At 43.6% G+C, this 23,460-nt stretch carries 19 protein-coding genes and 1 pseudogene; 13 read left to right on the top strand and 7 right to left on the bottom strand.

From position 1 onward, the window contains the following. Positions 1–222 precede the first annotated feature (222 nt). Positions 223–2,049, top strand: coding sequence for a phosphoenolpyruvate carboxykinase (GTP) (locus tag DES35_RS00210; RefSeq protein ID WP_114365497.1), 1,827 nt, complete (start codon positions 223–225; stop codon positions 2,047–2,049). Positions 2,050–3,121: 1,072 nt separating this feature from the next. Further along, the gene (locus DES35_RS00220) at positions 3,122–3,472 is read left to right on the top strand and encodes a 2Fe-2S iron-sulfur cluster-binding protein (protein ID WP_037359791.1); all 351 of its coding nucleotides are present in this window, start codon (positions 3,122–3,124) and stop codon (positions 3,470–3,472) included. Between the two features lie 118 nt (positions 3,473–3,590). Here DES35_RS00220 and DES35_RS00225 read toward each other — a convergent pair whose 3' ends face one another. Next, a complete protein-coding gene (locus DES35_RS00225; protein WP_125039385.1) occupies positions 3,591–4,079 on the bottom strand; it encodes a 1-acyl-sn-glycerol-3-phosphate acyltransferase in 489 nt (162 codons plus the stop codon). A gap of 174 nt (positions 4,080–4,253) precedes the next feature. Between DES35_RS00225 and recG the strand changes: the two are divergent. The 3 genes and pseudogenes from recG to DES35_RS00240 form a co-directional block, all read left to right on the top strand. Then, positions 4,254–6,365, top strand: a pseudogene (gene recG / locus DES35_RS00230) (ATP-dependent DNA helicase RecG); the annotation flags it as partial. Between the two features lie 76 nt (positions 6,366–6,441). Next, positions 6,442–8,505, top strand: a complete 2,064-nt coding sequence (locus DES35_RS00235) for a M43 family zinc metalloprotease (protein ID WP_114365500.1) — start codon at positions 6,442–6,444, stop codon at positions 8,503–8,505. After that, a complete protein-coding gene (locus tag DES35_RS00240; protein WP_084180185.1) occupies positions 8,505–9,818 on the top strand; it encodes a competence/damage-inducible protein A in 1,314 nt (437 codons plus the stop codon). The genes DES35_RS00235 and DES35_RS00240 overlap by 1 nt, the downstream gene beginning before the upstream one ends. Here the strand turns inward: DES35_RS00240 and DES35_RS00245 are convergent, their stop codons facing one another. The 6 genes from DES35_RS00245 to lpxK all read right to left on the bottom strand — a co-directional run bounded on the left by DES35_RS00245 (position 9,819) and on the right by lpxK (position 13,692). Continuing rightward, positions 9,819–10,439: a Tll0287-like domain-containing protein gene (locus DES35_RS00245; protein ID WP_160171988.1), complete on the bottom strand. Its 621-nt coding sequence runs from the start codon at positions 10,437–10,439 to the stop codon at positions 9,819–9,821. It lies immediately after the preceding gene. Then, positions 10,436–10,807: a rhodanese-like domain-containing protein gene (locus DES35_RS00250; RefSeq protein ID WP_114365501.1), complete on the bottom strand. Its 372-nt coding sequence runs from the start codon at positions 10,805–10,807 to the stop codon at positions 10,436–10,438. Before DES35_RS00250 ends, DES35_RS00245 begins: the two co-directional genes overlap by 4 nt. Before the next feature lie 8 nt (positions 10,808–10,815). Beyond that, positions 10,816–11,184 carry a DMT family protein gene (locus DES35_RS00255; RefSeq protein ID WP_037359576.1) on the bottom strand — a complete coding sequence of 123 codons (369 nt, stop codon included), beginning with the start codon at positions 11,182–11,184 and terminating at the stop codon, positions 10,816–10,818. Between the two features lie 86 nt (positions 11,185–11,270). Next, entirely contained in the window at positions 11,271–11,864 is a 594-nt protein-coding gene (locus DES35_RS00260) for a methyltransferase domain-containing protein (protein WP_037359573.1), read from the bottom strand. Continuing rightward, positions 11,852–12,670, bottom strand: coding sequence for a choice-of-anchor V domain-containing protein (locus DES35_RS00265; protein WP_037359571.1), 819 nt, complete (start codon positions 12,668–12,670; stop codon positions 11,852–11,854). The genes DES35_RS00260 and DES35_RS00265 overlap by 13 nt, the downstream gene beginning before the upstream one ends. Beyond that, positions 12,667–13,692 (bottom strand): tetraacyldisaccharide 4'-kinase, encoded by a 1,026-nt coding sequence (gene lpxK, locus DES35_RS00270; RefSeq protein ID WP_114365502.1) that lies wholly within the window; start codon positions 13,690–13,692, stop codon positions 12,667–12,669. The genes DES35_RS00265 and lpxK overlap by 4 nt, the downstream gene beginning before the upstream one ends. A gap of 8 nt (positions 13,693–13,700) precedes the next feature. Here lpxK and DES35_RS00275 point away from each other — a divergent pair, with 8 nt between their 5' ends. The 8 genes from DES35_RS00275 (at position 13,701) to infC (ending at position 23,433) form a co-directional block, all read left to right on the top strand. Beyond that, on the top strand, positions 13,701–14,132 hold the full coding sequence (locus DES35_RS00275) for a response regulator (protein WP_125039384.1): 432 nt from the start codon (positions 13,701–13,703) through the stop codon (positions 14,130–14,132). Further along, the gene (locus tag DES35_RS00280) at positions 14,116–16,566 is read left to right on the top strand and encodes a DUF5686 family protein (RefSeq protein WP_114365503.1); all 2,451 of its coding nucleotides are present in this window, start codon (positions 14,116–14,118) and stop codon (positions 16,564–16,566) included. The genes DES35_RS00275 and DES35_RS00280 overlap by 17 nt, the downstream gene beginning before the upstream one ends. Positions 16,567–16,636: 70 nt before the next feature. Then, complete coding sequence (locus tag DES35_RS00285; protein ID WP_037360749.1) at positions 16,637–18,181, top strand: SulP family inorganic anion transporter; 1,545 nt, start codon at positions 16,637–16,639, stop codon at positions 18,179–18,181. Between the two features lie 189 nt (positions 18,182–18,370). Then, complete coding sequence (locus tag DES35_RS00290) at positions 18,371–18,955, top strand: hypothetical protein (RefSeq protein WP_037360746.1); 585 nt, start codon at positions 18,371–18,373, stop codon at positions 18,953–18,955. Positions 18,956–18,978: 23 nt separating this feature from the next. Then, positions 18,979–19,707 (top strand): SdiA-regulated domain-containing protein, encoded by a 729-nt coding sequence (locus DES35_RS00295; RefSeq protein ID WP_037360743.1) that lies wholly within the window; start codon positions 18,979–18,981, stop codon positions 19,705–19,707. Beyond that, positions 19,707–20,888 carry a porin gene (locus DES35_RS00300; RefSeq protein ID WP_084180228.1) on the top strand — a complete coding sequence of 394 codons (1,182 nt, stop codon included), beginning with the start codon at positions 19,707–19,709 and terminating at the stop codon, positions 20,886–20,888. Before DES35_RS00295 ends, DES35_RS00300 begins: the two co-directional genes overlap by 1 nt. Positions 20,889–20,952: 64 nt before the next feature. Further along, positions 20,953–22,893 (top strand): threonine--tRNA ligase, encoded by a 1,941-nt coding sequence (gene thrS / locus DES35_RS00305; protein WP_037360736.1) that lies wholly within the window; start codon positions 20,953–20,955, stop codon positions 22,891–22,893. An 18-nt stretch (positions 22,894–22,911) separates the two neighbouring features. Further along, positions 22,912–23,433 carry a translation initiation factor IF-3 gene (gene infC, locus DES35_RS00310; protein ID WP_051889458.1) on the top strand — a complete coding sequence of 174 codons (522 nt, stop codon included), beginning with the start codon at positions 22,912–22,914 and terminating at the stop codon, positions 23,431–23,433. Positions 23,434–23,460 lie beyond the last annotated feature (27 nt).

The following is a 23,460-nucleotide window of genomic DNA, read 5'->3' on the forward strand; positions in this document are numbered from 1 at the left end:
TGTCACAACACATCACCACTAAAAATCCCGTAGCTCTGATTGAGCCATGGGATTTTTTATTTCCCTACATTTCAGCAAGTTTTGGAAATTTCTGCATGCACCTATCCCTCTTAATTGACAATTATCAGCACTACCAGCAGGTTTCAATTTTACCTTAGCCGCGAAATTTGAAGCTCCGGCTTCAGCTTTCATCACACGGATTAGTAACCAAACACTTTTAAAATGAGCGATTATTCCAAAGACGTAAAACACAAGAAACTGCTCAACTGGGTTCACCAAATGCAGGAATTGCTCAAACCCGATAGAGTTCACTGGTGTGACGGAACGGAAGATGAGTACCAGGCTATGTGCAATGCCCTTGTCAAAAAAGGTACTTTCATACCGCTGAACCCGGAAAAAAGACCCGGGAGTTATGCGTGTTTTTCCGATCCCTCAGATGTAGCTCGCGTAGAAGATCGCACCTTTATATGCAGTCTCCGGGAAGAAGACGCCGGCCCGACCAACAACTGGATGGCCCCTGAAAAAATGAAAGCCATACTGCAGCCCCTCTTCGATGGCAGTATGCAGGGCCGCACCATGTACGTCATACCCTTCTGTATGGGTCCGCTTGACTCACCCCTCTCACAGTTTGGTGTGCAGATCACCGACAGCGAATACGTCGTTATCAATATGCGCATCATGACCCGCATGGGCAAAGCCGTGATCGACAAACTAGGAGCCGATGGCGAATTCGTAGAGGCCGTACATACCGTCGGAGCACCCCTGAAACCCGGCCAGCAGGATACCAAGTGGCCCTGTAACCCCACAGTCAAATACATAGTCCACTACCCCGAAGAACGCAGCATCTGGTCCTATGGATCAGGCTACGGCGGCAATGCCCTCCTTGGCAAAAAATGCTTCGCCCTGCGCATCGCCTCCGTTATGGGTCGCGACGAAGGCTGGCTCGCTGAACACATGCTCATACTCGGCGTCAAAAGCCCGGGAGGCTCCAAAAAGTACGTAGCCGCTGCCTTCCCGAGCGCCTGTGGCAAGACCAACTTCGCCATGCTGATCCCACCAAAAGGACTGGAAGGCTGGGAAGTCACCACCGTAGGCGATGACATCGCCTGGATACGCGAAGGCGAGGACGGCCGCCTCTATGCCATCAACCCCGAGTCAGGCTATTTCGGTGTAGCCCCCGGAACCAGTGCCCACACCAACCCCAACGCCATGGCTACCATCAGCCGGAATACCATCTTTACCAACGTAGGCGTTACCCCTGATGGGGATGTTTGGTGGGAAGGCATCGGCTGGCCCATGCCCGAAGGCACCATCAACTGGAAAGGACAAGTCCATGACCCCAATTCAGGCGAACCCTGCGCCCACCCCAATGCACGCTTTACCGTATCGGCCAGCCAAAATCCGGCCATCGACAGCGAATGGGAAAACCCCTCCGGCGTACCCATCTCAGCCTTTATCTTCGGCGGCCGGCGCAGCACCACCGTCCCCCTCGTCTACCAGGCCTTTAACTGGAACTTCGGCGTCTACTCCGCAGCCACCATGGGCTCCGAAATGACCGCAGCCGCCTTTGGTCAGATCGGTAAAGTCCGCCGTGATCCCTTCGCCATGCTCCCCTTCGCCGGTTACCATATGGCCGACTACTTCAACCACTGGCTCAATTTCGGCCGAAAACTCAAAAACCCACCCCGCATCTTCGCCGTCAACTGGTTTCGAAAAGATAAAGACGGAAAATTCCTCTGGCCCGGCTTCGGCGAAAACATGCGCGTCCTGAAGTGGATCTTCCAGCGCGCCAGCGGACAGACCTCAGCCGTAGAAAGTCCCATCGGCTGGATGCCCCGCTACAAAGACATCGACTGGACCGGACTGGACTACACCCCAGAACAATTCGAAGAAGTCATGCGCATCGACACCAAAGAATGGAAAGCCGAAATCCTCTCCCACCAGGAACTCTTCGAAACCATGTACGACAAAATGCCGAAAGAGTTCTTTTACATGCGCGAACTCATCCTCTCCAGCATCTGGCGCAAACCCGATGACTGGCATGTATAGCACATCAGCAAATCCTTTACTACACACCCGGCACCAAAGCCGGGTTTTTTCTTTCATCTCCTATTCATTCCCTTGGGCGTGCCCCCGCGCGCCGGCCTGATGGCCTTTCCGCGCGGGGTCGGGCTGCTCCGGGGTGCGCTTCGCTCCCGTGCTCCGCTGCGCTGCGCACCGCCCTGCGGGCGCCCTCCGCATCCCTCACGCAGTACTCCCCCCTGCAAGTCCACACCCCCACCACATTCCAACCTTTCAACCGACCAATCCGACCCATAATCCGGCTCCCACTCCCTTACAATCCTCCGCGTAACCACTCCTTATTGAACTTCCATATCCCGCACACACCCGCTTTCCAATTGCTTCATTAGCCACAAAACCACGCCTGCATCAGGCCTCCCTGTGCTAAAACTACCGGCTCGCTCAGCTCCGCAAGCCCGCCAATCCCCCAATTTCCGGCCTATCCAATGCCATCCCGGACCCATTGCCTATAGCTTGCCTTTCCCTTTCATCTCTTCCCTTTTCATGCACCTGAACATCTCCCTTTATTCACTTTTCTCTTTTTTCACACTTCTGCGCGGTCTTCAGACGGGCTGCCCTTCACCGGCACATATTCCGGAAACAGGCTCCCACCCTCACAGGCCTTTGGCACTGGTTGAGGCCCGCAGGCTCCGTCCGGCCTCTGAGGACTACTGCCCTTCGATCAGGAGGCTATTGGCATCCTGATTATGCAGGGATTGCCGGTCGAGATAGTTTTCTTGCCGGGCGTAGCCTTTGTCGGTTTAAGAGTCAGGAAGCTACGCGATGGAATAGCCCGATCGGACGTGGCTTAGATGAAGTGTTACAAGATAGCGTATTCATTTATTGGGCACTGCAAGCGCCTTACGGCCCGGTCAAATGTGATTATGTTTTATTCATTGGGTGTACCAGCTGACAAGAAACAGCTTTATGCGGTAAGCTTTATCAAAAATTCTCTTTAAAAGCTCAAAGCCGATTCTGTAGAATTTTTTAAAAATGCTTTCCGTCCTTTATACAGATGAACAATTCCTTTTTTGCCAGCGTCGTAAATAAAAAAATTACAATGCCCACTCTGATCTTTAAAGGCAAAAAAATTGAAATTGACCAATCCAAAACCTTGAGAAATCAGCTCATCAAACATGGGGTGTCCCCGCACAATTATGCAGCTGAAATCATTAATTGCCGTGGAATAGGGACCTGTGGTACCTGTGCTATAAAAATTGTGGACGGACTATATACTCCACCCACCCGACAAGAAAAATGGCGTTTAAACTTTCCTCCCTTTAAAAACGGCCTACAAGCCGGATTTCGCCTTTCTTGCCAGACCAGAATTCTCTCTGACTCCATTGCAGAAAAAGGCATTGGATTTTGGGGAGAAAAATTTTATGATAAAAGTACATCATCCGTCGGGTAATTCTCTGTGGTATTTTCTATTAATCTGTCCCCTGAAAATGCTGATGAAAAACCGAAATTTTCAAATTCCGAAGGGGTCCTTTTATATCAGAGAGAAGTTCTTAAGGAAAACAAAAAACTCAGTAAATCTTGGGATTATAAAGTTCCGGATATTTCCCTTTAACGTCTTTATACGTCTCCTCAATGATTTTCATATCTTGTTCAAAGTTGCCGGTGGGTTTGAGAACTTTCAGTACTCCGGTTTCTTTTTTTTCATAGTCAGCAAATCCCAGCGTTATATTGCAAGAGGCCAGCTGAGCAATATGGTAAAAACCTGTTTTCCATCGATCAACTCGTTTACGCGTTCCTTCAGCCGGCACTAAAATCACCATATCGTGGTTTTGTTTCAAAAGGTTGGCAGCGTATTCCACCAGATTGTTCTTCATTTTTTTTCTATTTACACCAATAGCACCTGTCCATCGGAAAAACCAACCGATTATCGATTTGGTGTAGGTGTCTTTTATAAAATACCTGAAAGGAATCTTCATCTTCCAGAAAGCAAATAAAGCAATGGGAAAATCCCAGTTGGAAGTGTGTGGAGCTGCCACCATTACGGTCCCTTTTATCATATTATAGTCAGATACTTTCAACTTCCATCCTGAGACCTTAAAAAAAATACTTGCCAGTAGATATCTCACAATTGTTTTCTGATTAGATTGCAACTTAATTTGTAATATCTTCCAAAACTAAAACAATTTCTAATCAATCGAAGTTGAAAAACACAATTTTGCAAAAATCAGCAGAATTTGAACTTTGACCTTGCTAAAACGCCCGTTGAGTATATCAAAGGTGTCGGTCCTAAAAAGGGGGAATTGCTCCGAAAAGAGCTTGATATCCACACCTTGGAACATCTTCTGATGTACTATCCGTTTAGATATGTAGATCGCACCAACTTCAATACCATATCAGAAATAAGAAGTAATGATATTGATTATCAGGTAATTGGTAAATTTAGGGGGCTTTCAGAAAATAAAACCAAGAACGGACGAAAATTACTTTCTGCATTCTTTTACGATGCTACAGGAACGGTTGAAGTTACCTGGTTTCACGGATTTAAGTGGATTAAAGAATTTATAAAACCCGATCTAGAGTATGTTTTGTTTGGAAAGCCAAATTACTTCAACGGAAGCTATTCTTTTATTCACCCGGAGTTGGAGGTCAAAGGTGAACAGGTATCAGTTTCCTTTGGCAAGCTTCAACCGATTTATTCCACTACTGAAAAGCTCTCTGCCATTGGGCTCCACTCAAAAGGAATCTCAAAAATACTTCAAAATGCCCTTGAAATCGTCAAGGGCAAATGGAATGAAATTTTACCTCAAAGTGTGATCGAACAATTTAATTTAATTGATAGGGAGGAAGCATTTACTCAGATTCACTTTCCAACTACTCAGGAACACCTGCATCAGGCGAAACTTCGGTTAAAATTTGAAGAATTATTTTTTATCCAGGTTTCAGTGGTTTGGCAAAAAATGTTTATAAAGCACAACCAAAAAGGGTTTGTTTTCCATGAAAAAACAAACTTTCTCAAAAGGTTTTATCGAGAAAAGCTCCCGTTTAACCTCACTAATGCACAAATCAAAGTGCTACGGGAAATAAGAGCTGATGTCACCTCAGGTCATCAGATGAATCGCTTACTTCAAGGCGATGTAGGAAGTGGTAAGACTTTAGTCGCATTGATTAGTATGCTTATGGCGGTAGACGCAGGGCATCAGGCCTGTCTGATGGCTCCTACTGAAATTTTGGCCCAGCAGCATTTTCAAACCATTTCGGAGTTGCTTGATGGACTTCCAGTTCAGGTCAGACTACTCACCGGCAATACCAAAGCTTCCTTAAGAAAAGAAATCAGTCAGATGCTCTCCGATGGATCTTTGAAAATATTAATCGGCACCCACGCATTGATCGAAGACTCTGTACGATTTAAAAACCTCGGGCTGGCAGTCATTGATGAACAACACAGATTCGGTGTGGAGCAGCGGGCTAAACTTTGGAGCAAAAACAGACTGCCTCCTCACATTTTGGTGATGACGGCCACCCCAATACCTCGTACTTTGGCTATGACTCTGTACGGGGATCTGGATGTGTCCATCATAGATGAAATGCCGCCCGGGCGCACTCCGGTGGCCACTTATCACATCACTGAAGCTCATCGGCTTAAACTCTATGGATTCATTAAGCAGCAAATAGCCAAAGGACGTCAGGTGTATATCGTTTATCCGCTAATCGAAGAATCGGAAAAACTCGACTTACTAGCCCTGGAAGAGGGTATCGAAAGCCTTCAACGCATATTTCCCCTACCAGACTACCAGTTCAGCGTTGTACACGGCAAAATGCCTCCTGATGTAAAGGCACATGAAATGGACCGATTTGTCAAAGGAATTAGCAACATTATGGTCTCCACAACCGTCATTGAAGTAGGTGTCAATGTCCCTAATGCTACCATTATGGTCATTGAAAATGCCGAACGCTTTGGACTTTCTCAGCTACATCAACTGAGAGGCAGAGTTGGACGAGGGGCTGAAAAATCATATTGCTTTCTGATGACGGGAAATAAAATCTCATCAGATGCCAAAGTGCGAATTGAAACCATGTGCCAGACCAATGATGGATTTAAAATTGCAGAAATAGACCTTAAGCTTCGAGGCCCGGGTGAAATCTCAGGCACCCGACAGAGTGGATTGGCAAGGTTAAAGATTGCCAATCTCGCTACCGACCAGGATATTATTCAGATTACGCGCGAGGCTGCTTTCAATCTCTATAAAGTTGATCCCGAGCTATCAAAGCCCGAACACAAAAATACCAAACTTTACTACCAGCACCTTTATGCACACAATTCACACTATGCTAAAATCAGTTAACACTTTAAACAAAATGATTTCTATCCTTTCTAAGTTTCTAAATTTGTAAAAAAGATAAGATTATTTAACACTTATAATGAAGAAAATAGTTTCTTGTTTCCTCTTTTTGCCAGTACTGATAAGTGCTCAGGTAAATTTTCCTCACCGCTGTGGCACCAATCATATGACCGAACAATTGGTACTCAACAATCCTTCTCTGAAAGAACTCATCGAAGAATACGACCAAATATTGGCCAAGGGAGCTCAGGAATATGAAATGATCCACAAGCGCACACAAAATAATTTGATCATCATTCCTGTAGTATTTCACGTAATTTATGATGATGCTGTCAGCAACATCTCCAGGGAGCAAATCATGGACGCCATAAGAGCACTAAATGATGATTTTCGCCGAAGAAATAATGATACTGTAAATACCAGACCGATCTTCAAGCCTCTAGGAGCAGATGTTGAGATAGAATTCAGGTTGGCCAGCATCGATCCATTCGGCAATTGTACAGATGGGATCAATAGAATATTTAGCAATCTAACTAACAATGCCAATGACAATGTCAAGAACCTCTCTATGTGGAATAACCGCAGGTATCTGAACATATGGGTCGTAAAAAACATACAACTGCCCAATCAGCCCGCTCAAGGTACGGTTCTGGGGTATGCTTACAGACCCTTTTTTAATCAGCCCGGTATAAATGACGGAATTGTCATCAGGCACGACCGAGTAGGAACCATCGGCACTTCCAATACCAGAGGCAGAACCCTGACCCATGAGGTAGGGCATTTCCTCGGGCTCAAGCACCCTTTTGACGGCGGATGCTTTGGCGGTGACGATATCGCTGACACGCCTCCGGTTGCTAATGAAAGCTTTGGATGCGACTTACAAAAGAATACTTGCACCAATGATGTTCCCGATTTGCCCGATATGATAGAAAATTACATGGATTATGCCAATGACAACTGTATGAACATTTTCACCATTGGCCAGCGCAATTACATGCGAAATGTACTTTCAACCTTTGCTCACAGAGCAGAACTTGTTTCACAGGCCAATCTGCAGCGAGTGGGTCTTATCAACAACACTCAATGCCCTCCGAAGGCATTTGGATTTGCTCCTCGCAGAGTAGCTTGTCTGGGGGACACATTACAATTTATCGACATCTCAGCCGGTGGACCGGCTTTATCGCGTACGTGGTCTTTTGCAGGAGGCACCCCCTCTACCAGCAGTGATGAAAACCCGAGTGTCATTTTCAATCAACCAGGCTTGCACAAAGTAGAGCTCACACTGACCAATGCCGCAGGCACAAGTACTTTCAAGAATTATGAGTACATAACAGTAAGACCCAAACCAGCAAATTTCGGCAACTTCCTGAAAGAAGATTTTTCAGTCACCTGGTTGCCCAGTTTTAACTGGTTTGTTGAAGACGTAAACAACACCGGAAATTCATGGACTACTGCCACCAATGCAGGCTACAATGATTTGCGCTCTGCCCGGATACTCAATGCGGACACAATGGCAGGCACTGTGCACAATCTGATTTCACCTACCGTCGATGTAAGGTTTTCCACTAATCTGACGATGCGCTTCAGATATGCTTACGCCCGTCGAGATCCATCTAACAACGATGCCTTACGGTTTTACATTTCACTGAATTGCGGCCGCACATGGATTCTGAGAAGAGCCGTTTTAGGCAATCAAATCATCACGGCACCGGATATGCCTACCGGCTCCTTCGTGCCGACCAACAACAGCGAGTGGAAAGAAGTAACAGTTCCTTTGGGGATCTATTCAAATTTTCCGGAGGACATCATGTTTAAATGGGAATTTACATCCGGTGGAGGCAACAATTTTTATCTAGATGATATCAATTTGGATGTGGTGGTCGGACAGGATGAGTGGAATACCCCATCCGAGATTTCTGTGTATCCAAACCCTGTATTTCGCGGTGGAATCGTGATTTTCGAAGCTCCTTTGGAGCTGGGACAGAAGGTGAAACTTCTCAGCATAACAGGACAAGTTGTAGCAGAATTTGAAAATTTAAACAACCAAACAACTCAGGAACTTCAAATTCCGGCATCTTTGTCCCCGGGTGTATATTTTCTCGTAACTGGTTCAGGAATTTCCAAAAAACTAATTGTCCGCTGATGTTGGCCGAAATCATAACCATTGGCGATGAGCTGCTCATAGGACAGGTCATCGATACCAACTCGGCTTGGATAGCTCAAAAGCTCAATGAGTCAGGAGTCGAAGTGATACAACGCAGAGCCATAGGTGATAACAGAGATGAAATTTTCAGAGCGCTTGACTCCATTCATCCAGATACAAAGCTGGTAATATTGACCGGAGGTCTGGGACCAACGCGCGATGACATCACAAAAAAAACCCTTGCTGAATACTTCGGCCAGGAGTTGATCTTTCACGAAGAGACCCTTCGACATATTACCAACATTTTTACCAAGCTGGATAGGGAAGTCAACGAACTGAATGCTTCCCAGGCCTGGCTTCCATCGGGTTGTACCCCGTTGAAAAATATGTACGGCACTGCACCGGGCATGCAATTTGAAAAAAATGGAGTTTACTATTTTTCCCTTCCGGGTGTGCCTTACGAAATGAAAGCCCTGTTTGAATCCTACATTCAGCCTTTTATCAGGGAGAAATTGACACCCGATTATCAGATTGTCCATGCCGTTTTTCACACACAGGGAATTCCGGAAAGCATACTCGCAAAAAGACTTGAAAACTGGGAACTCAATCTGCCACCACAGCTGAAATTAGCCTATTTGCCATCGGCTGGCGCTGTACGGCTGAGACTCACCGCCAGAGGCAAAAAAAATGAAGACCTGAAGGCAATACTGGATGCTCAAAGCAAAAAATTACGCGAATTGCTAGGGGCTGATTTGTACGCTGAGGGCGATGAGCCACTGGAAGTAGTGGTAGGCAAATTACTCAAAACCAACCACAAAACCCTTGCACTGGCTGAAAGCTGCACCGGCGGGTATATCTCACATCTGATAACAAGCGTTCCAGGAAGTTCGGCTTATTACATGGGTGGAGTAGTGGCCTATGACTATATGGCCAAAGAAGTTGCGCTGGGAGTTAATCACGACGATATTGTCAATTTTGGAGCAGTGAGCAGTCAGGTAGTGATTCAGATGGCTGACGGTGCACGTTCCGTATTCAACACAGACTATGCCTTGAGTGCTTCCGGTATTGCCGGTCCTGATGGAGGCACACCTGAAAAGCCTGTAGGCACTGTATGGATTGGGATTGCTACACCTACCGAAACTCGAGCATATCTGTTTCGCTTTGGAAACGATCGAATGCGCAATATTCGCAAAACAGCCCTTGCTGCACTTAATCTTCTGAGAAGATCTCTCAATTCCTTAGACCTGGACGACATCGACCTTCCCGACCTGAAAAGCATCGTGGTAAGCAAGCGAGAAAAGATGGCAAATTGATCATTCAGAGCTTGATGCAGAGCCTGATGGAGCTGCAGATAAATATACAACCCAGGCTCCCCTGAGTTCGTTCAAGTTAAAATCATACGCCCTGTCGTCGGGATATCGCTTTTGTATCTCTGCCATGGTTGCATCGGCGATGTCACCGCGCTCCCGGATCCCGTGGCAATTCAGACATAAAGGTTTCATGATGATCGGTTCAAAATGACGGATGTAACCATCGAATAAATCCAAGGTCTGAGCCGGTGGTATCTGACCCTTGGCCGAAAGTTCTGCCATATGCTGGAGTACAGCAGATTCAATTGAATCAGGTTTGTTGGCGGGATTGCGGTATCTCAGTGCCACTCTTCTGACTAATACGCCATAGTGTTTTGAAAGAGAATCCGTGACAAACAATGCCCTTTCATTGCAATACCCGACCGCCTTTGAAGCGTCTCCATCTTTCATCCCCTTCATCAATTCGTTGAGCAGTGCTTCCTGCATGATACCCACTATTTTCCGGGCATCTGTCCTCGGCTGCCCGGTAAACAGTTGGCTAGTCTCCTCTTTCTCGGCTCTCTGACCACATTGGTTGCAGAGAAGTACGATTGCTCCGATTACTACAACAGCAAATTTTTTCATCTCCTTGACCATTTGTTGTATCCACCATCGAGATTTCCGATGTACGAAAATCCAGCTTTTTTCAATACGTCTATGCTCGCTGTGCTTCTGCGACCGCTGGCGCAATACACCAATACGCTATCGTACCCTCTGATTTGCTTCACTTTCTGCTCAAAATCATCACTGTAAAAATCAATGTTGACAGCACCCGGAATATGACCAGCTTTATATTCGTCCAAGGTACGGACATCCAATATCAATACATTTGGCGATTGTCTTATTTTATCAAACTTTGATTTATCTAAAACATATACTTCACCTGGCTCGGTGACCGATGTACATCCTAAAATCCAAAGCGAAAAAAATAGCGACTTGTAATAGGCTCTCATGGACCAGGTTATTTCTTAAACACCAAATATACTGCAATCACTAGTAGAATAAAAGCAATTACATGATTGAGTCTGAGGTGTTCGGATTTGAAAAACAACAAAGCAAAAATCAGAAAGACTGTAATAGAAATTACTTCCTGAATTACTTTAAGTTGAAGAAGCGAAAAGGGGCCGCCGTATTCCCTGAATCCAATCCGATTGGCAGGTACCTGCAGGAAATATTCAAAAAGAGCAATTCCCCAACTGATCAAGACTACCGAGATAATACCAAGGTTTTCAAATCCTTTCAGGTCTTTAAATTTCAGATGTCCATACCAGGCCAGTGTCATAAATGTATTGCTCAAAATAAGCAAACCTATACTTATAAATCCCTTCATCTTTGGCAATAAAAAACCATCGCGAAGGTAATTTGAGGCCTTCACTTGATGGTATCGCTACAGGCTGGAATGGCTAGTTTGTTCAACTAAATTTTTTGCAAATGAATAAAAAACTCTTTTCCTGCCCTTTGTGGAATACTTTTATCAGTTTTCTCAAGCGAAAGAATTTTGAAAAATTTAGAAAATCGGCTCATGTATTCTTCATAACTGCCTCCGAAAGGTGGACCTTCATTCGAGAGTGGAAAATCAAAGAGCAAACCGGCCAGTTGGCCGCCTTTTCTGAGCAGTGACCACGATTTTTTGACATAATGGTCTCTGAGCGATGGATTAAGAGCGCAGAAAAATGTTTGTTCCAGAATCAGGTCATATTGCTCTTCTGGAAGATTAAAAAAGTCAGAATGAACAAGCCGATGCTCCGGAAAACCTGGAAATCTTTTCTTCAAATTTTCCAAAGGCACTTTGGATATATCCACTACGGTTACATCAGCGTATCCGGCTTTATAAAGAGCCTCAGCTTCATAGGCATTGCCGGCGCCGGGGATGAGTATTTTTGAATCTTTGGAAATGTTGTTAAAGACAAATTCCACAATGGCGGGCGACGGATATCCAATATCCCACCCGGTTTGACCGATGCTCCATCTTTCTGTCCAATACTTTTCACCTAAAATTACAGGATCCATAGTTTTTGGACGACCTCTTTGCCATTTAGACCTTTTACCCTCAGCAAGTAGACTCCGGTTTTCAGACCACTTAACTGCACACTAATTTCTGTTTGGTTATTAAAGTACTTTTCCAGAATCCTGCGTCCATCGAGGGTAAAAATCTCCACATCGGTAAAAGGTATATCCGACACGATATTGACAAACTCGTTTGTTGCAGGGTTGGGAAACAACTTTACCTGGAATGGTGGCCTATAATCTCTCTGACCGAGAGACGCTTCCTGCACAATCAGGCTGCCCAGTATAGTTTGATCTCCAGAGGTTGTGCCATTGTCGTTTACCGCATTAATTGCCGTGTAGAAAGCCACTTCTCCGCTTCCGGCCGGAGGAGCGGTCCAGTCAACTTGCCAGGTGCGGCTGTTGTTGGAGCCCTGAGTACCTTGAAAAGTATGCGATACGTATCTGTTGTTGATTCTCAGCTGAGTCTGATTGTTTGTCAATGTCCACGTGCCTGTAAAAGATGGATTTGCTGTAGTATTGGTCTGGGAAGTGAGCATAAATCCAAACCGATTAAAAGTCGGGTGAGATGCGCTGAGGGTGATGGTGTAGGTGGATCCTGGTTCATATCCGCTGGCTGGAATGTTGGTTTGAATTAAATTGGTTCCTGTCACAGGCTGTTCGCTGTGGCAGCTCGAACAATTCAACCCATTGTCTATAGGAGCTCCGGTGTAACCTGCAGAAAAGGCTCCATTCGAATTTGAGTTGAGATGTACCGAGAAAATCAGTGCGAAAAGAACTGAAAAAACCACGAAGTATGTGTTCTTCATAGCATTAGTTTTTTCTTTATAATGTTTATAAACTCAGTTTTGTTTTCAATTACGAATTCTATCTCAAGAATTCCGATCAAGTGCCTGTAGGCCTGATAAAGTTCTTTTGGCAATTTTACTTTTTCTTTTTGTGTAACAATGCAAAATAGATTAAATCTCATGCAATATTCCAAAATTTCAATCCACTTTGCCGGATCGATTGTCTGATGATCTTTGAATCGATAAATTTTTTTTACGCAAAATCCAAGCAATCGAACGGATTGGACCATCTGATCGGGGTTGGCTATTGTGCTCACTACTGCAACTTTTTGATGCGTTGGGTGCGGTAGAGCAGCTATTGTATTGATAAAGGTACAAAAAAATACCGGAGACCCGGAGTATTTGGAGTGTATGGATTGCAATGCTTTTTTTCGCTGTATTGAAGCATCGGCAGGCGTCTTGGTGATGACTGTAACATCTACATTTTTCGCGCGTTCTTTGAGGTCTCTGAGGGTGCCTGCCGGAAAAAGACAGTCAGAAAAATAAGGTTTGTCCCAGGTGGTGAGCAATACAGAAACATCCGGATGTACTTTCCGATGCTGAAGTGCATCATCCAGGATAATGAGGTTCAGATCTGGATACATACCTTTTAGTTTGCGTATGCCTTCCAATCGATCTTCGCATACGGCTACAGGGACATCGGGAAAGTTTTGTTTGATGAGTAAAGGTTCGTCACCTACATCCTGGTAATCGTCCTCAGGCTCCACGATTCGAAATCCTTTGGTAGTCCGACCATAACCTCGCGACAATACAGCAATTTGGTATTCTGATGAAAGCAGTTGAATTAAGAGTTGCACCATGGGAGTTTTGCCAGTACCCCCAAAAGAGAGATTCCCGACAGCAATTGTGCGGATTTCTTCAGGCTTTTCTGATAAAAGAATTTCAAGGTTAAAAAGAATGTGCCTTAATTTGATTACCAAATAAATTGGCAAAACAAGCGGTATTAAAAGAATTCTTTTTATTGAAAAAATAATAGCTGACAATTGGTACTTTGTATAAAAAAATTAAATTTGACGCTGGTAGTTGCTTAGCTATGACAAATAAAAAACAAATCATGGTCGTCAACGATGATCAGATTCAAAATCTCATTTGCCGAAAGGTTTTTACAATGAACATTCCAGATACTGAAGTCATTGATTTTGTCGATCCAGCGGAAGCATTCAACGCTATTGTCGAACAAAAAGCTGCTCCGAGATTTATTTTGCTGGACGTGAATATGCCAGGCATGAGTGGATGGGATTTTATCGAGCGGCTCAAAGAAAAGGGATTAGAGTTTCCTATTGTGATGTTTACAGCTTCAGTAGACGAGGAGGACAGGGAAAAAGCCGCTGCCGCAAAAATGGTAAAAATGTTTCTGGACAAGCCTATGACTAAAGAAAAACTGCCGCTGCTAATACCATTTTTGAATGGTCAGCAGCATTGAGATGCGTCGTGCTTTTGTATTACTTACTTGTTTTTGTTTTGTTGTTTTAAAAGGAGCTTCCCAATATTTTTCGGGGACGCTTGTCGATGCATCTACAGGCGAAAGGCTGCCATTTGGCCATATCAGTAGCAGCGATTTCAAAAGGGGGGTTACAAGCGATATTGAAGGTCGTTTTGCCTTCAAACTTCTTCCGCAAGATACAGTGTTGATTATATCGTATGCCGGGTATCAGCGTAAGGAAATTGACATCCGGCACTATACATGTTCATCCAATTGTGTTATTTCTCTTAAACCTACACCCCAAGTATTAGGTGAGGTGAATGTTTTTCCAGGTGAAAATCCTGCCCTTCGTATCATTCGACAAGCCTCTTCTCGCAGAAAAGAAAATGATCCGGAGAACCTTGAATCGTTTAGCTACAAGGCGTACAACAAGTTCATAATGTCATTTGACACCAATGATCTAAAAACTATTACCGATTCACTTACACCTGATAAAATAGATTCATTTGCATTAAAAGCTATCGAATTAGCCGGAAAACAGTACCTTTTTCTTTCGGAATCTGTATCCGAAAGACGCTATCTCAGGCCAAATAAAGTAAATGAAACAGTTATTGCTTCCAGGATTTCTGGCCTAAAAAACCCACTCTTTAGCATCTTAGCTACTCAACTGCAGAGCTTTACATTTTACAAGGATGAATTTGAGCTCTTTAACATCACACTGGACAATCCCCTGTCGCCAAAAGCTGAAAGACAATACTTCTATTTAATTGAAGATACCTTGTACAACTTGCCCAATGCGGATACTACCTTCATTATTTCATTCAGACCGCGTCCTAGTCACGAGCATAAAGGAATGAAAGGACTTCTCTACATTGCTACTCCCGATTATGCAATATCCAATGTAATAGCATCTCCGGGCAAGGAGCAAAATTTCAACGTATCCATACAGCAATTGTACGAAAAGATAGAGGGAAGATGGTTTCCTATGCAATTGAACAGCGATTTTAAAATTTTAAATGTGGCAGTCAATGGGTTGCATTTGTATGGTCGAATGCGCTCCTATCACAGCTACGTGAATCTCTCCCCAGGGCTCAAGTTTAAAGATTTCAGAAGCATCGATATCCGAATAAATCCGGATGCTGCTGAAAAGGATTCGGTATTTTGGAGTCAATTTCGCGTTCACCCACTCACAGAAATGGAACAACGCACATACGAAGTCATTGATTCACTGGGAGATGCGCTGAACCTGGATAGAAGATTGCTCTGGCTAAAGGCTTTTACAGAGGGTAAGATAAGGGTAAAATTTATCGATCTTGAATTGGATAGGATACTCAGCTTCAATCTTTTTGAAGGATTAAGAACAGGAATCGGTCTATCGACCAACGAACGCTTTCATCCGCGATTTACAGCCGGAGGTTTTGCCGGCTATGGATGGGGGGATCGCATTTGGAAATTTGGCTACAAAGCATCATATCAGCTATATCAGCCTTACAATGTGGTAATCGGTGCAGGATATTCATATGATATGATGGAAGCCGGCCAGCCATTTTTTGCCTTTTCTACCCGTAGAAATGTGTTGGAGTCAGCTGCCAGAAAATTTTATGCGACCGGCTGGGATTATGTTTCATCAGCCTTTGGCTATGCAGCATGGGAGTGGACGCCGAGATTTAAAAATCAAATACGGTACGTTAGAGAATTTAGAAAGCATGGTCAGGACTACTACTTTTACTATCCCGAAAAGGACATTGCACAATTTACCAACGGTCTTGCTATACATTTTCTGGAATCTTCTATGGAGTTTGCTCCAAACGATGTAGTTACCGAAACCTTTCTTGGGCGACAAACCATACGATTCACCTATCCACGCTACTACTTTACCTGGATGCAATCGATAACTTCTATCCCTGGAGAGCTTCAGTTTGCAAAGTTGGATTTCAAAATATTGCATCGCTGGGGAAGAATGCGAACGGGATATCTGTATGCCGAAGTGTCGGGCGGTCATGTATCGGGCGGGGCGCCTTACGGATACCTCTACACCGGGCGAGCTAATCTCTACAATGGTGAAAGCGACAGATTCAGGCGATTTTCACTTGCCGACCGTAGCAGTTTTGAAACCATGCTGTTTAATGAGTATCTGATGGACACATACCTTCAGACTTTTCTGAGGTATGATACCCGGAATATGCTCTTCGGAAGAAAACCCAATCGGCCGCATCTTGAAGTTGTGTATAGAGTTTTGTATGGATTGCAATCTCAGGCAGATGTGCACTTCCTGGTAAACACTTCAGCTCCCAGGGGGATATTTCAGGAGGTGGGATTGGAGCTCAACCGTGTACTGTCCAATCTGGGTGTGGGGATGTATTACAGAATTTCCCCGGTCAACACCACGATGCCAGGAATGTCTGCCTTCTTACTGAAGTTAACCAATAAATAAAATCTGATTTACAACTGACTTTTGTGTATTGAGTAAGAGAAGTCAGTATATACTTTTATTCCACCAAACGATGAGTACTCGTACCAATGCTTTGAAAGCTGATATATCGGCCAGCATAGTCGTTTTTTTCGTCGCGCTACCCATTTGTCTGGGTATTGCCATGGCCTCCGGAGTACCTTTGATGTCGGGGATTTTGTCGGGTGTGGTCGGAGGTGTTCTCGTAGGACTGCTAAGCGATAGCAAGGTTGGGGTTAGTGGTCCTGCTGCTGGTCTTGTAGCGATCATACTCAGTGGTGTAGCTTCTTTGGGGTCATTTGAATCCTTTTTGATTAGCGTATTGATTGCAGGTGGTCTGCAGATTGTTTTGGGGGTATTTAAGCTCGGCAGTTTGGTATATTTTATTCCCAACGCTGTGATAAAAGGAATGTTGGCAGCTATAGGAATCATTATCATATGTAAAGAATTGCCCTATGCCGTTGGTTGGGCAGCAGATGTACAAGGAAATGAAAACTTTTTTCAGTTCACTGGCGAAATCTCATTTTCGGATCTTTTACATGCATTTGAATTTGTCAGTTTCGGCTCAATTTTTATTTCTATCATCAGTCTATTCGTATTGGTGATTTGGGATAAATATCTCTTGAAAAAACACTTTATTTTTACCTATATACAGGGCCCTTTATTTGTCATTATATTGAGTGTATTTATACATTTTCTTTCTAAAAAAGGCGCATTACCATTTACATTGAACCCTGGTGAGTTGGTATCTATTCCATCAATAAACGGACTATATGATTTGCCTTCCATTTTTATTCCTCCGGATTTCTCTTCGTTTTTCAAAAAGGAAACCATTTCGATTGGATTTTTTCTGGCCTTGATAGCCAGTGTGGAAACATTGCTATGTGTAGAAGCCACCGATAAGCTGGATCCACTCAGGAGGATGACCAATCCAAACAGAGAACTGATAGCTCAAGGAGCAGGTAACATTGTGGCAGGTCTGGTAGGTGCTTTACCCATTACTCAAGTGATTATAAGAAGCTCTGCCAACATTGAATTTGGCGCAAAAACTAAATTGTCGGCGATACTACATGGATTTTGGTTGCTTTTAGCTGTGGTATTTTTGGCCGATATGCTCAACATGATCCCCTTGGCTTCGCTGGCAGTTGTTTTAATGCGCATCGGATACAAGCTTGCAGAGCCTTCCGCCTTTACGGAAATGTATAAAAAAGGAAAGGAACATTTTGTTCCGTTTATGGCTACTGTGATGGGTGTTGTATTCTTTGACCTGCTTATTGGTGTGGCACTTGGGGTGCTGGTATCAATGTTTTATTTATTGAACAATGACTATAAAAATCCATTTACAATCGTCATTGGCGACGATGATAAGTTTCATATTGAAATGGCCGAACAAGTAACATTTTTAAACAAAGCATCTGTAAAAAATCTATTGGCAAAAATGCCCGAAAATGCTTCTGTAATCATTGATTTATCCAGATCAAAATATATTCATCAAGATGTGCTTGAATCAATAGAAGATTTCAGATTGCAAGCCAATTCTAAAAAAATAGATCTCATTGTAGTGGGAGATGATTTACACCTGAACAAAAAACTAGCCTAAAAGCAGGTTTATTTTGCTCTTTTACATAAGTCATCATCATTGAGAATGAGCTATTACATCTGCATATTTTGGGAGCTTTTTCCACAAAAAAATTTGACAACTTTTGAAAATAAGTCAGATTTTTATAATCGAGTAGATTTTTAATGATTTGGTAACAAAGAAAAAATACATTTGTAGAAAATCCATTCGATGAAAATCAAAATTGGACTAATCGTATTGTCTATTGTAATGGTATCCTGTCTGAAAGACAGAATACTTCCTTTGGCCCCGGGAGGTGATCCGCCACCTCCGCCGTTAGCCGATACCGTCAAAGTGCTGACTGAAGGCGTACTGCGCATCAATGAGTTGGTGGCCAGCGGAAGTACCCTGCCCGATGAATTTGGTCAAAACAACGACTGGGTTGAAATTTTTAATCCGGCATTCAACAAATGGGTCATGCTGGAAGGAGGGAAAACGTTTCTAAGCGACAGTAAAAATAATCCGACCAAATATGCAGTACAAAAGGACTGGTATATTCCTCCACGTGGGTTTTTAATACTTTTCTGCAATTCAAGAGGTGTTGAAAATCAGTCCATCAATACTTCATTTGGACTTTCTTCTTCCGGTGAAGACTTTGTTATTGCCTACCGCAGCAATCCGGGAGAAACCTTGGTAATAGTGGATCAGATGACTTATACACCGTATGATTTTACCCGGTCTATTGGTCTACGACCCGATGGAGTAGGTACTACATATTTTGAGATGATCATGACACCAGGTGCACCCAACCAATAAGTATTTCTATTAATAATAGGTAAATGAACGGAAAAAAATTTCTATCAATAGCCATTGCGTGGATTGCAATACTGATTTGTACAGGGCAAAAAATTAATGCAGTTAAAATCAAACCTTTCCTTTCGCATTATATTGAAGTTTCAGAACCCAGCGATTTAGTCTATTACCCGGAGAACAACAGTTTCTTCATCGTAAGTGATAACGGGGAGCTGTATGAGACATCGCTCAACGGTAAAATTTTGAGAAAAGCCCCTATAGATGGAGTTGATTTTGAAGCTATAACTTTAGTGGACAATTACCTGTATGTGGTGGAAGAGCGCCATAGGAATGTGCTGAAAATTGACCCCAAATCCCTTGAAGTGGTTCAAACAATCTATATCCCCTATGCCGGGGGCAGAAACAAGAGTTTCGAATCCATCGCATATATACCCGATATGGAAAAATTTATTCTGATTACTGAAAAAGATCCCATCATCATCATGGAATTTGACCAAAATTTCAATAAAATAAACATGACAAGATTTACAGGTGCCCGCGATATCTCCTCAGCTACGTATCATTTGGGCTACTTGTATTTTCTCAGCGATGAAGACCGCACTATTTTTAAAATAAAACCAACCAACTACGATATCTTAAAAGCGTGGAAAATTCCTGTTATTAATCCAGAAGGGATCGTAGTGATGCCTGATCACACCTTTCGGATTCTCAGCGATGACCGTGAGAAAATGTATTATTTCAAAAATCCCGACTGATGAAGGTATTTCTACGCTTCTTTGGCATTTGCGTTTTGTGGTTCCCCGGATTGAGCTCAGGTCAGATTACCATGACCAACGGCGACCATACCATAGAGATTACAGGATCGATATCCACCTATTACAATCACAGGTTTATGAAGGAGGGGGAACTCAACCTTCGAAAAAACAGATTTAGGTTGCGCGATGCCCAATTGCAGATCGAAGGCCGCTATAAAAAAACGATAGAATACGAACTGCAAGTAGACTTTTCGGACATTGGCCAATCGCTCACTGGAGTAATAGATCCTGAAAACCCTGGAATTATGGATGCCTACGTGCATTATAAAGGACTTGGTATTGTTGATCTTACGTTTGGATACACAAAACTGCCCTATTCGCGCTCCTCTCTGGTGCCTTTTGTATATACCCCCTATTGGCAGCGGGCCGAAATTGTAAGAGGAGATATTTTTTCAAGAAGGGATATCGGGGTTTCTCTCAGCAAGACCTTCTGGAGGCAAAGAGTCAAAATTGAAGGTGGCATCTACAACGGTCTGGGAGAGCTCAGTTTACGAGGCGATAATGACCCTTCGGGCAATCTGGAATATATCGGAAGGGCTGAAGTTGCATATCCCTCCAGATTCCGCTATCGGGATATAGACGATCGAATTACTCCTGTACCCATGTTTGCAGCGGGATTTAATGCCCGATATACCGATAAGTCGCAACCGGTAGGCAACAGAACCCTTCCCGGAGGAGCCGGTGGAGAGTACAATGTTAAAGTCATTGACGGAAAGAAATATGTGTATGGATTTGACCTTGCCTTTCAGTGGATGGGATTCTCGGCTCAATATGAATTTCATTATTACAGGGCCACACCCCGTGATTCAAACAACTTTATGCTCATGGGCTTGCCCAAATGGCAGACTGGAGGGTTCTTTCAGGGCGGTGGGATGTACGGACAGTTAAACTATTTTTCCAAACCCCTGAAATCCATATTCTCAGTGCGCTATGAAGAGCTAATGCTCAACGATTTGATTGCAGGTAAAATGGTTCGCTTTGGTGGAGCTTATGCCTTTCAGCTAAACGGTTGGAAATCCATGATTAAAGTGCAATATTGGCTCATCGACCAGGAAGATCCTCTGGACCCACTCAGATGGACTTCGCAAGTCCGGCTCGGATGGCAATATTTGTTTCAGTGATGGACTGTTTCTGCGCATTTAATTGTATGATTTTCTATACTTTTGCAGCCGCTTAAATGAGCAAATGATAGAAATAATATTCCCCGACGGAAACAAAAAAACATTTGAACAAGGCATCACAGCGCTGCAAATCGCTGAAAACATCAGCAACCAATTGGCTAAAAAAGTGCTTTCCGCACAGCTTAATGGAAAAACTATAGAATTGAATGAACCGCTGTACGAGGGTGGACAGATAAAATTTTTTACCTGGGATGACGATGCGGGAAAAAGAGCCTTCTGGCATTCTTCAGCCCACCTGCTGGCACAGGCCATTTTGGATTTTTATCCAAAGGCTAAACTGACCATCGGTCCCCCGATCGAAAACGGTTTTTACTACGACATAGATTTTGGGGAGGAAGACTTCGGAGAGTCTGATTTTGAAAAAATTGAAAAACAAATTCTCAGGCGTGCTCAGGAAAAAGCTGAGTTCAAAATGCGCAAAGTCTCCAAAACCGATGCATTGGCCTTCTACAAAGACAATCCATATAAAACCGAGCTCATCGAAAATCTGGAAGACGGCTCAATTACTTTTTGTGACCACAGCGATTTCACCGATTTGTGCCGGGGAGGACATATTCCCAATACCGGATTGGTAAAAGCAGTAAAAATACTCAACGCAGCAGGCGCCTACTGGAGAGGTAATGAAAAAAACAAACAGCTCACCAGGGTCTATGGAATATCCTTCCCCAAACAATCAATGCTCGACGAATACCTCCAAAAACTCGAAGAAGCTAAAAAGCGCGACCATAGAAAACTTGGTGCCGAGCTGGAATTGTTTGCCTTTAGTCAACGGGTCGGAAAGGGCTTGCCTTTATGGCTTCCGAAAGGCGCTGCTTTGAGAGAGCGATTGGTAAAATTTCTCCAGGATGCACAAAAAAAAGCCGGATACCTCCAGGTCATTACTCCACATATCGGGCATAAAGATCTCTATGTGTGCTCCGGACACTATGCCAAATACGGCAAGGACAGTTTTCAACCCATCACAACACCGGAAGAAGGAGAAGAATTTCTCCTGAAACCGATGAACTGTCCTCATCATTGCGAAATTTACAAAGTAAAACCTCGCTCTTACAAAGATTTACCACTCCGGCTTGCAGAGTTTGGCACCGTGTACCGATACGAACAAAGCGGTGAGCTTCACGGCCTAACCCGTGTAAGGGGATTTACCCAGGATGATGCGCACATCTTCTGCACAGCAGACCAGCTGAAAGACGAGTTTAAGAAAGTAATTGACCTGGTGCTCTACATCTTCAAGGCATTGGATTTCAATGACTACAAAGCCCAGATTTCACTTCGTGATCCCGAAAATCCTGACAAATACATTGGCTCCGAAGAAAACTGGAAAAAAGCAGAACATGCCATTATCGAAGCTGCAGCAGAAAAAGGTCTTCCCACAATAATGGAATATGGTGAGGCCGCTTTTTATGGCCCTAAACTCGATTTTATGGTAAAAGATGCTCTGGGCAGAATGTGGCAGTTAGGCACCATTCAGGTCGACTACAATCTGCCGGAACGTTTTGAGCTGGAATACAAAGGAGCCGACAACCAAATGCACCGACCTGTGATGATACACAGAGCACCTTTTGGCTCTCTGGAACGTTTTGTCGCAGTCTTGCTTGAGCACTGTGCAGGCAATTTTCCGATTTGGCTCACTCCGGAGCAGGTCCGAATACTTCCCGTTAGCGAAAAATATCACAATTATGCATCCCAGGTATTGCAGCAACTGGAAGCTCATAACATAAGAGCCTCCATAGACGAGCGAAATGAAAAAATCGGACGAAAAATTCGCGATGCAGAAGTAGCAAAAGTACCCTACATGGCCATTGCAGGTGAAATAGAACAAGAACAGAACAACCTGAACATCCGTAAACACGGAGGCTACAATCTGGGACCAATGGACGTGATTACTTTTGTCCAATACATAGAAGAAGAAATTAAAAAACTCATACCCGAATTTAATAATTAAAAACCCAATCCAATACGAATGTCGAAAGACGCATTTAACTTCAGAATTAACGAACAAATCACTGTGCCACAAGTACGATTAGTAGGTGATAACGTAGAAAACGGCGTGTACAGCACTCAAAAAGCATTGTCGATGGCCGAAGACCAAGGCCTTGACCTAGTGATGATTACCGAAAAAGCAAATCCACCGGTCTGCAAAATCATCGATTACAAGAAATTTCTGTACGAGCAAAAGAAAAAACAAAAGGAAATTCAGCAAAATGCAGCTAAAATCATTGTAAAAGAAATCCGATTCGGACCACAGACCGACGACCACGATTTCGAATTTAAAAAGAAACATGCAAAAACTTTTCTCGAAGAAGGCGCTAAAGTTAAAGCTTATGTTTTCTTTAAGGGCAGAAGTATTGTGTATAAGGAACAAGGAGAGATACTTTTGCTTCGCCTTGCGCAGGAGCTTGAAGATGTAGGAAAAGTTGAGTCATTGCCTAAGCTCGAAGGTAAGAGAATGATAATGATTATAGCCCCTAAAAAGAAAAAATAAACCGTCGAATTCTCATATAAAAACTGA

The organism is Schleiferia thermophila (genome assembly GCF_003337435.1).
In the GTDB taxonomy this organism is placed as follows: domain Bacteria; phylum Bacteroidota; class Bacteroidia; order Flavobacteriales; family Schleiferiaceae; genus Schleiferia; species Schleiferia thermophila.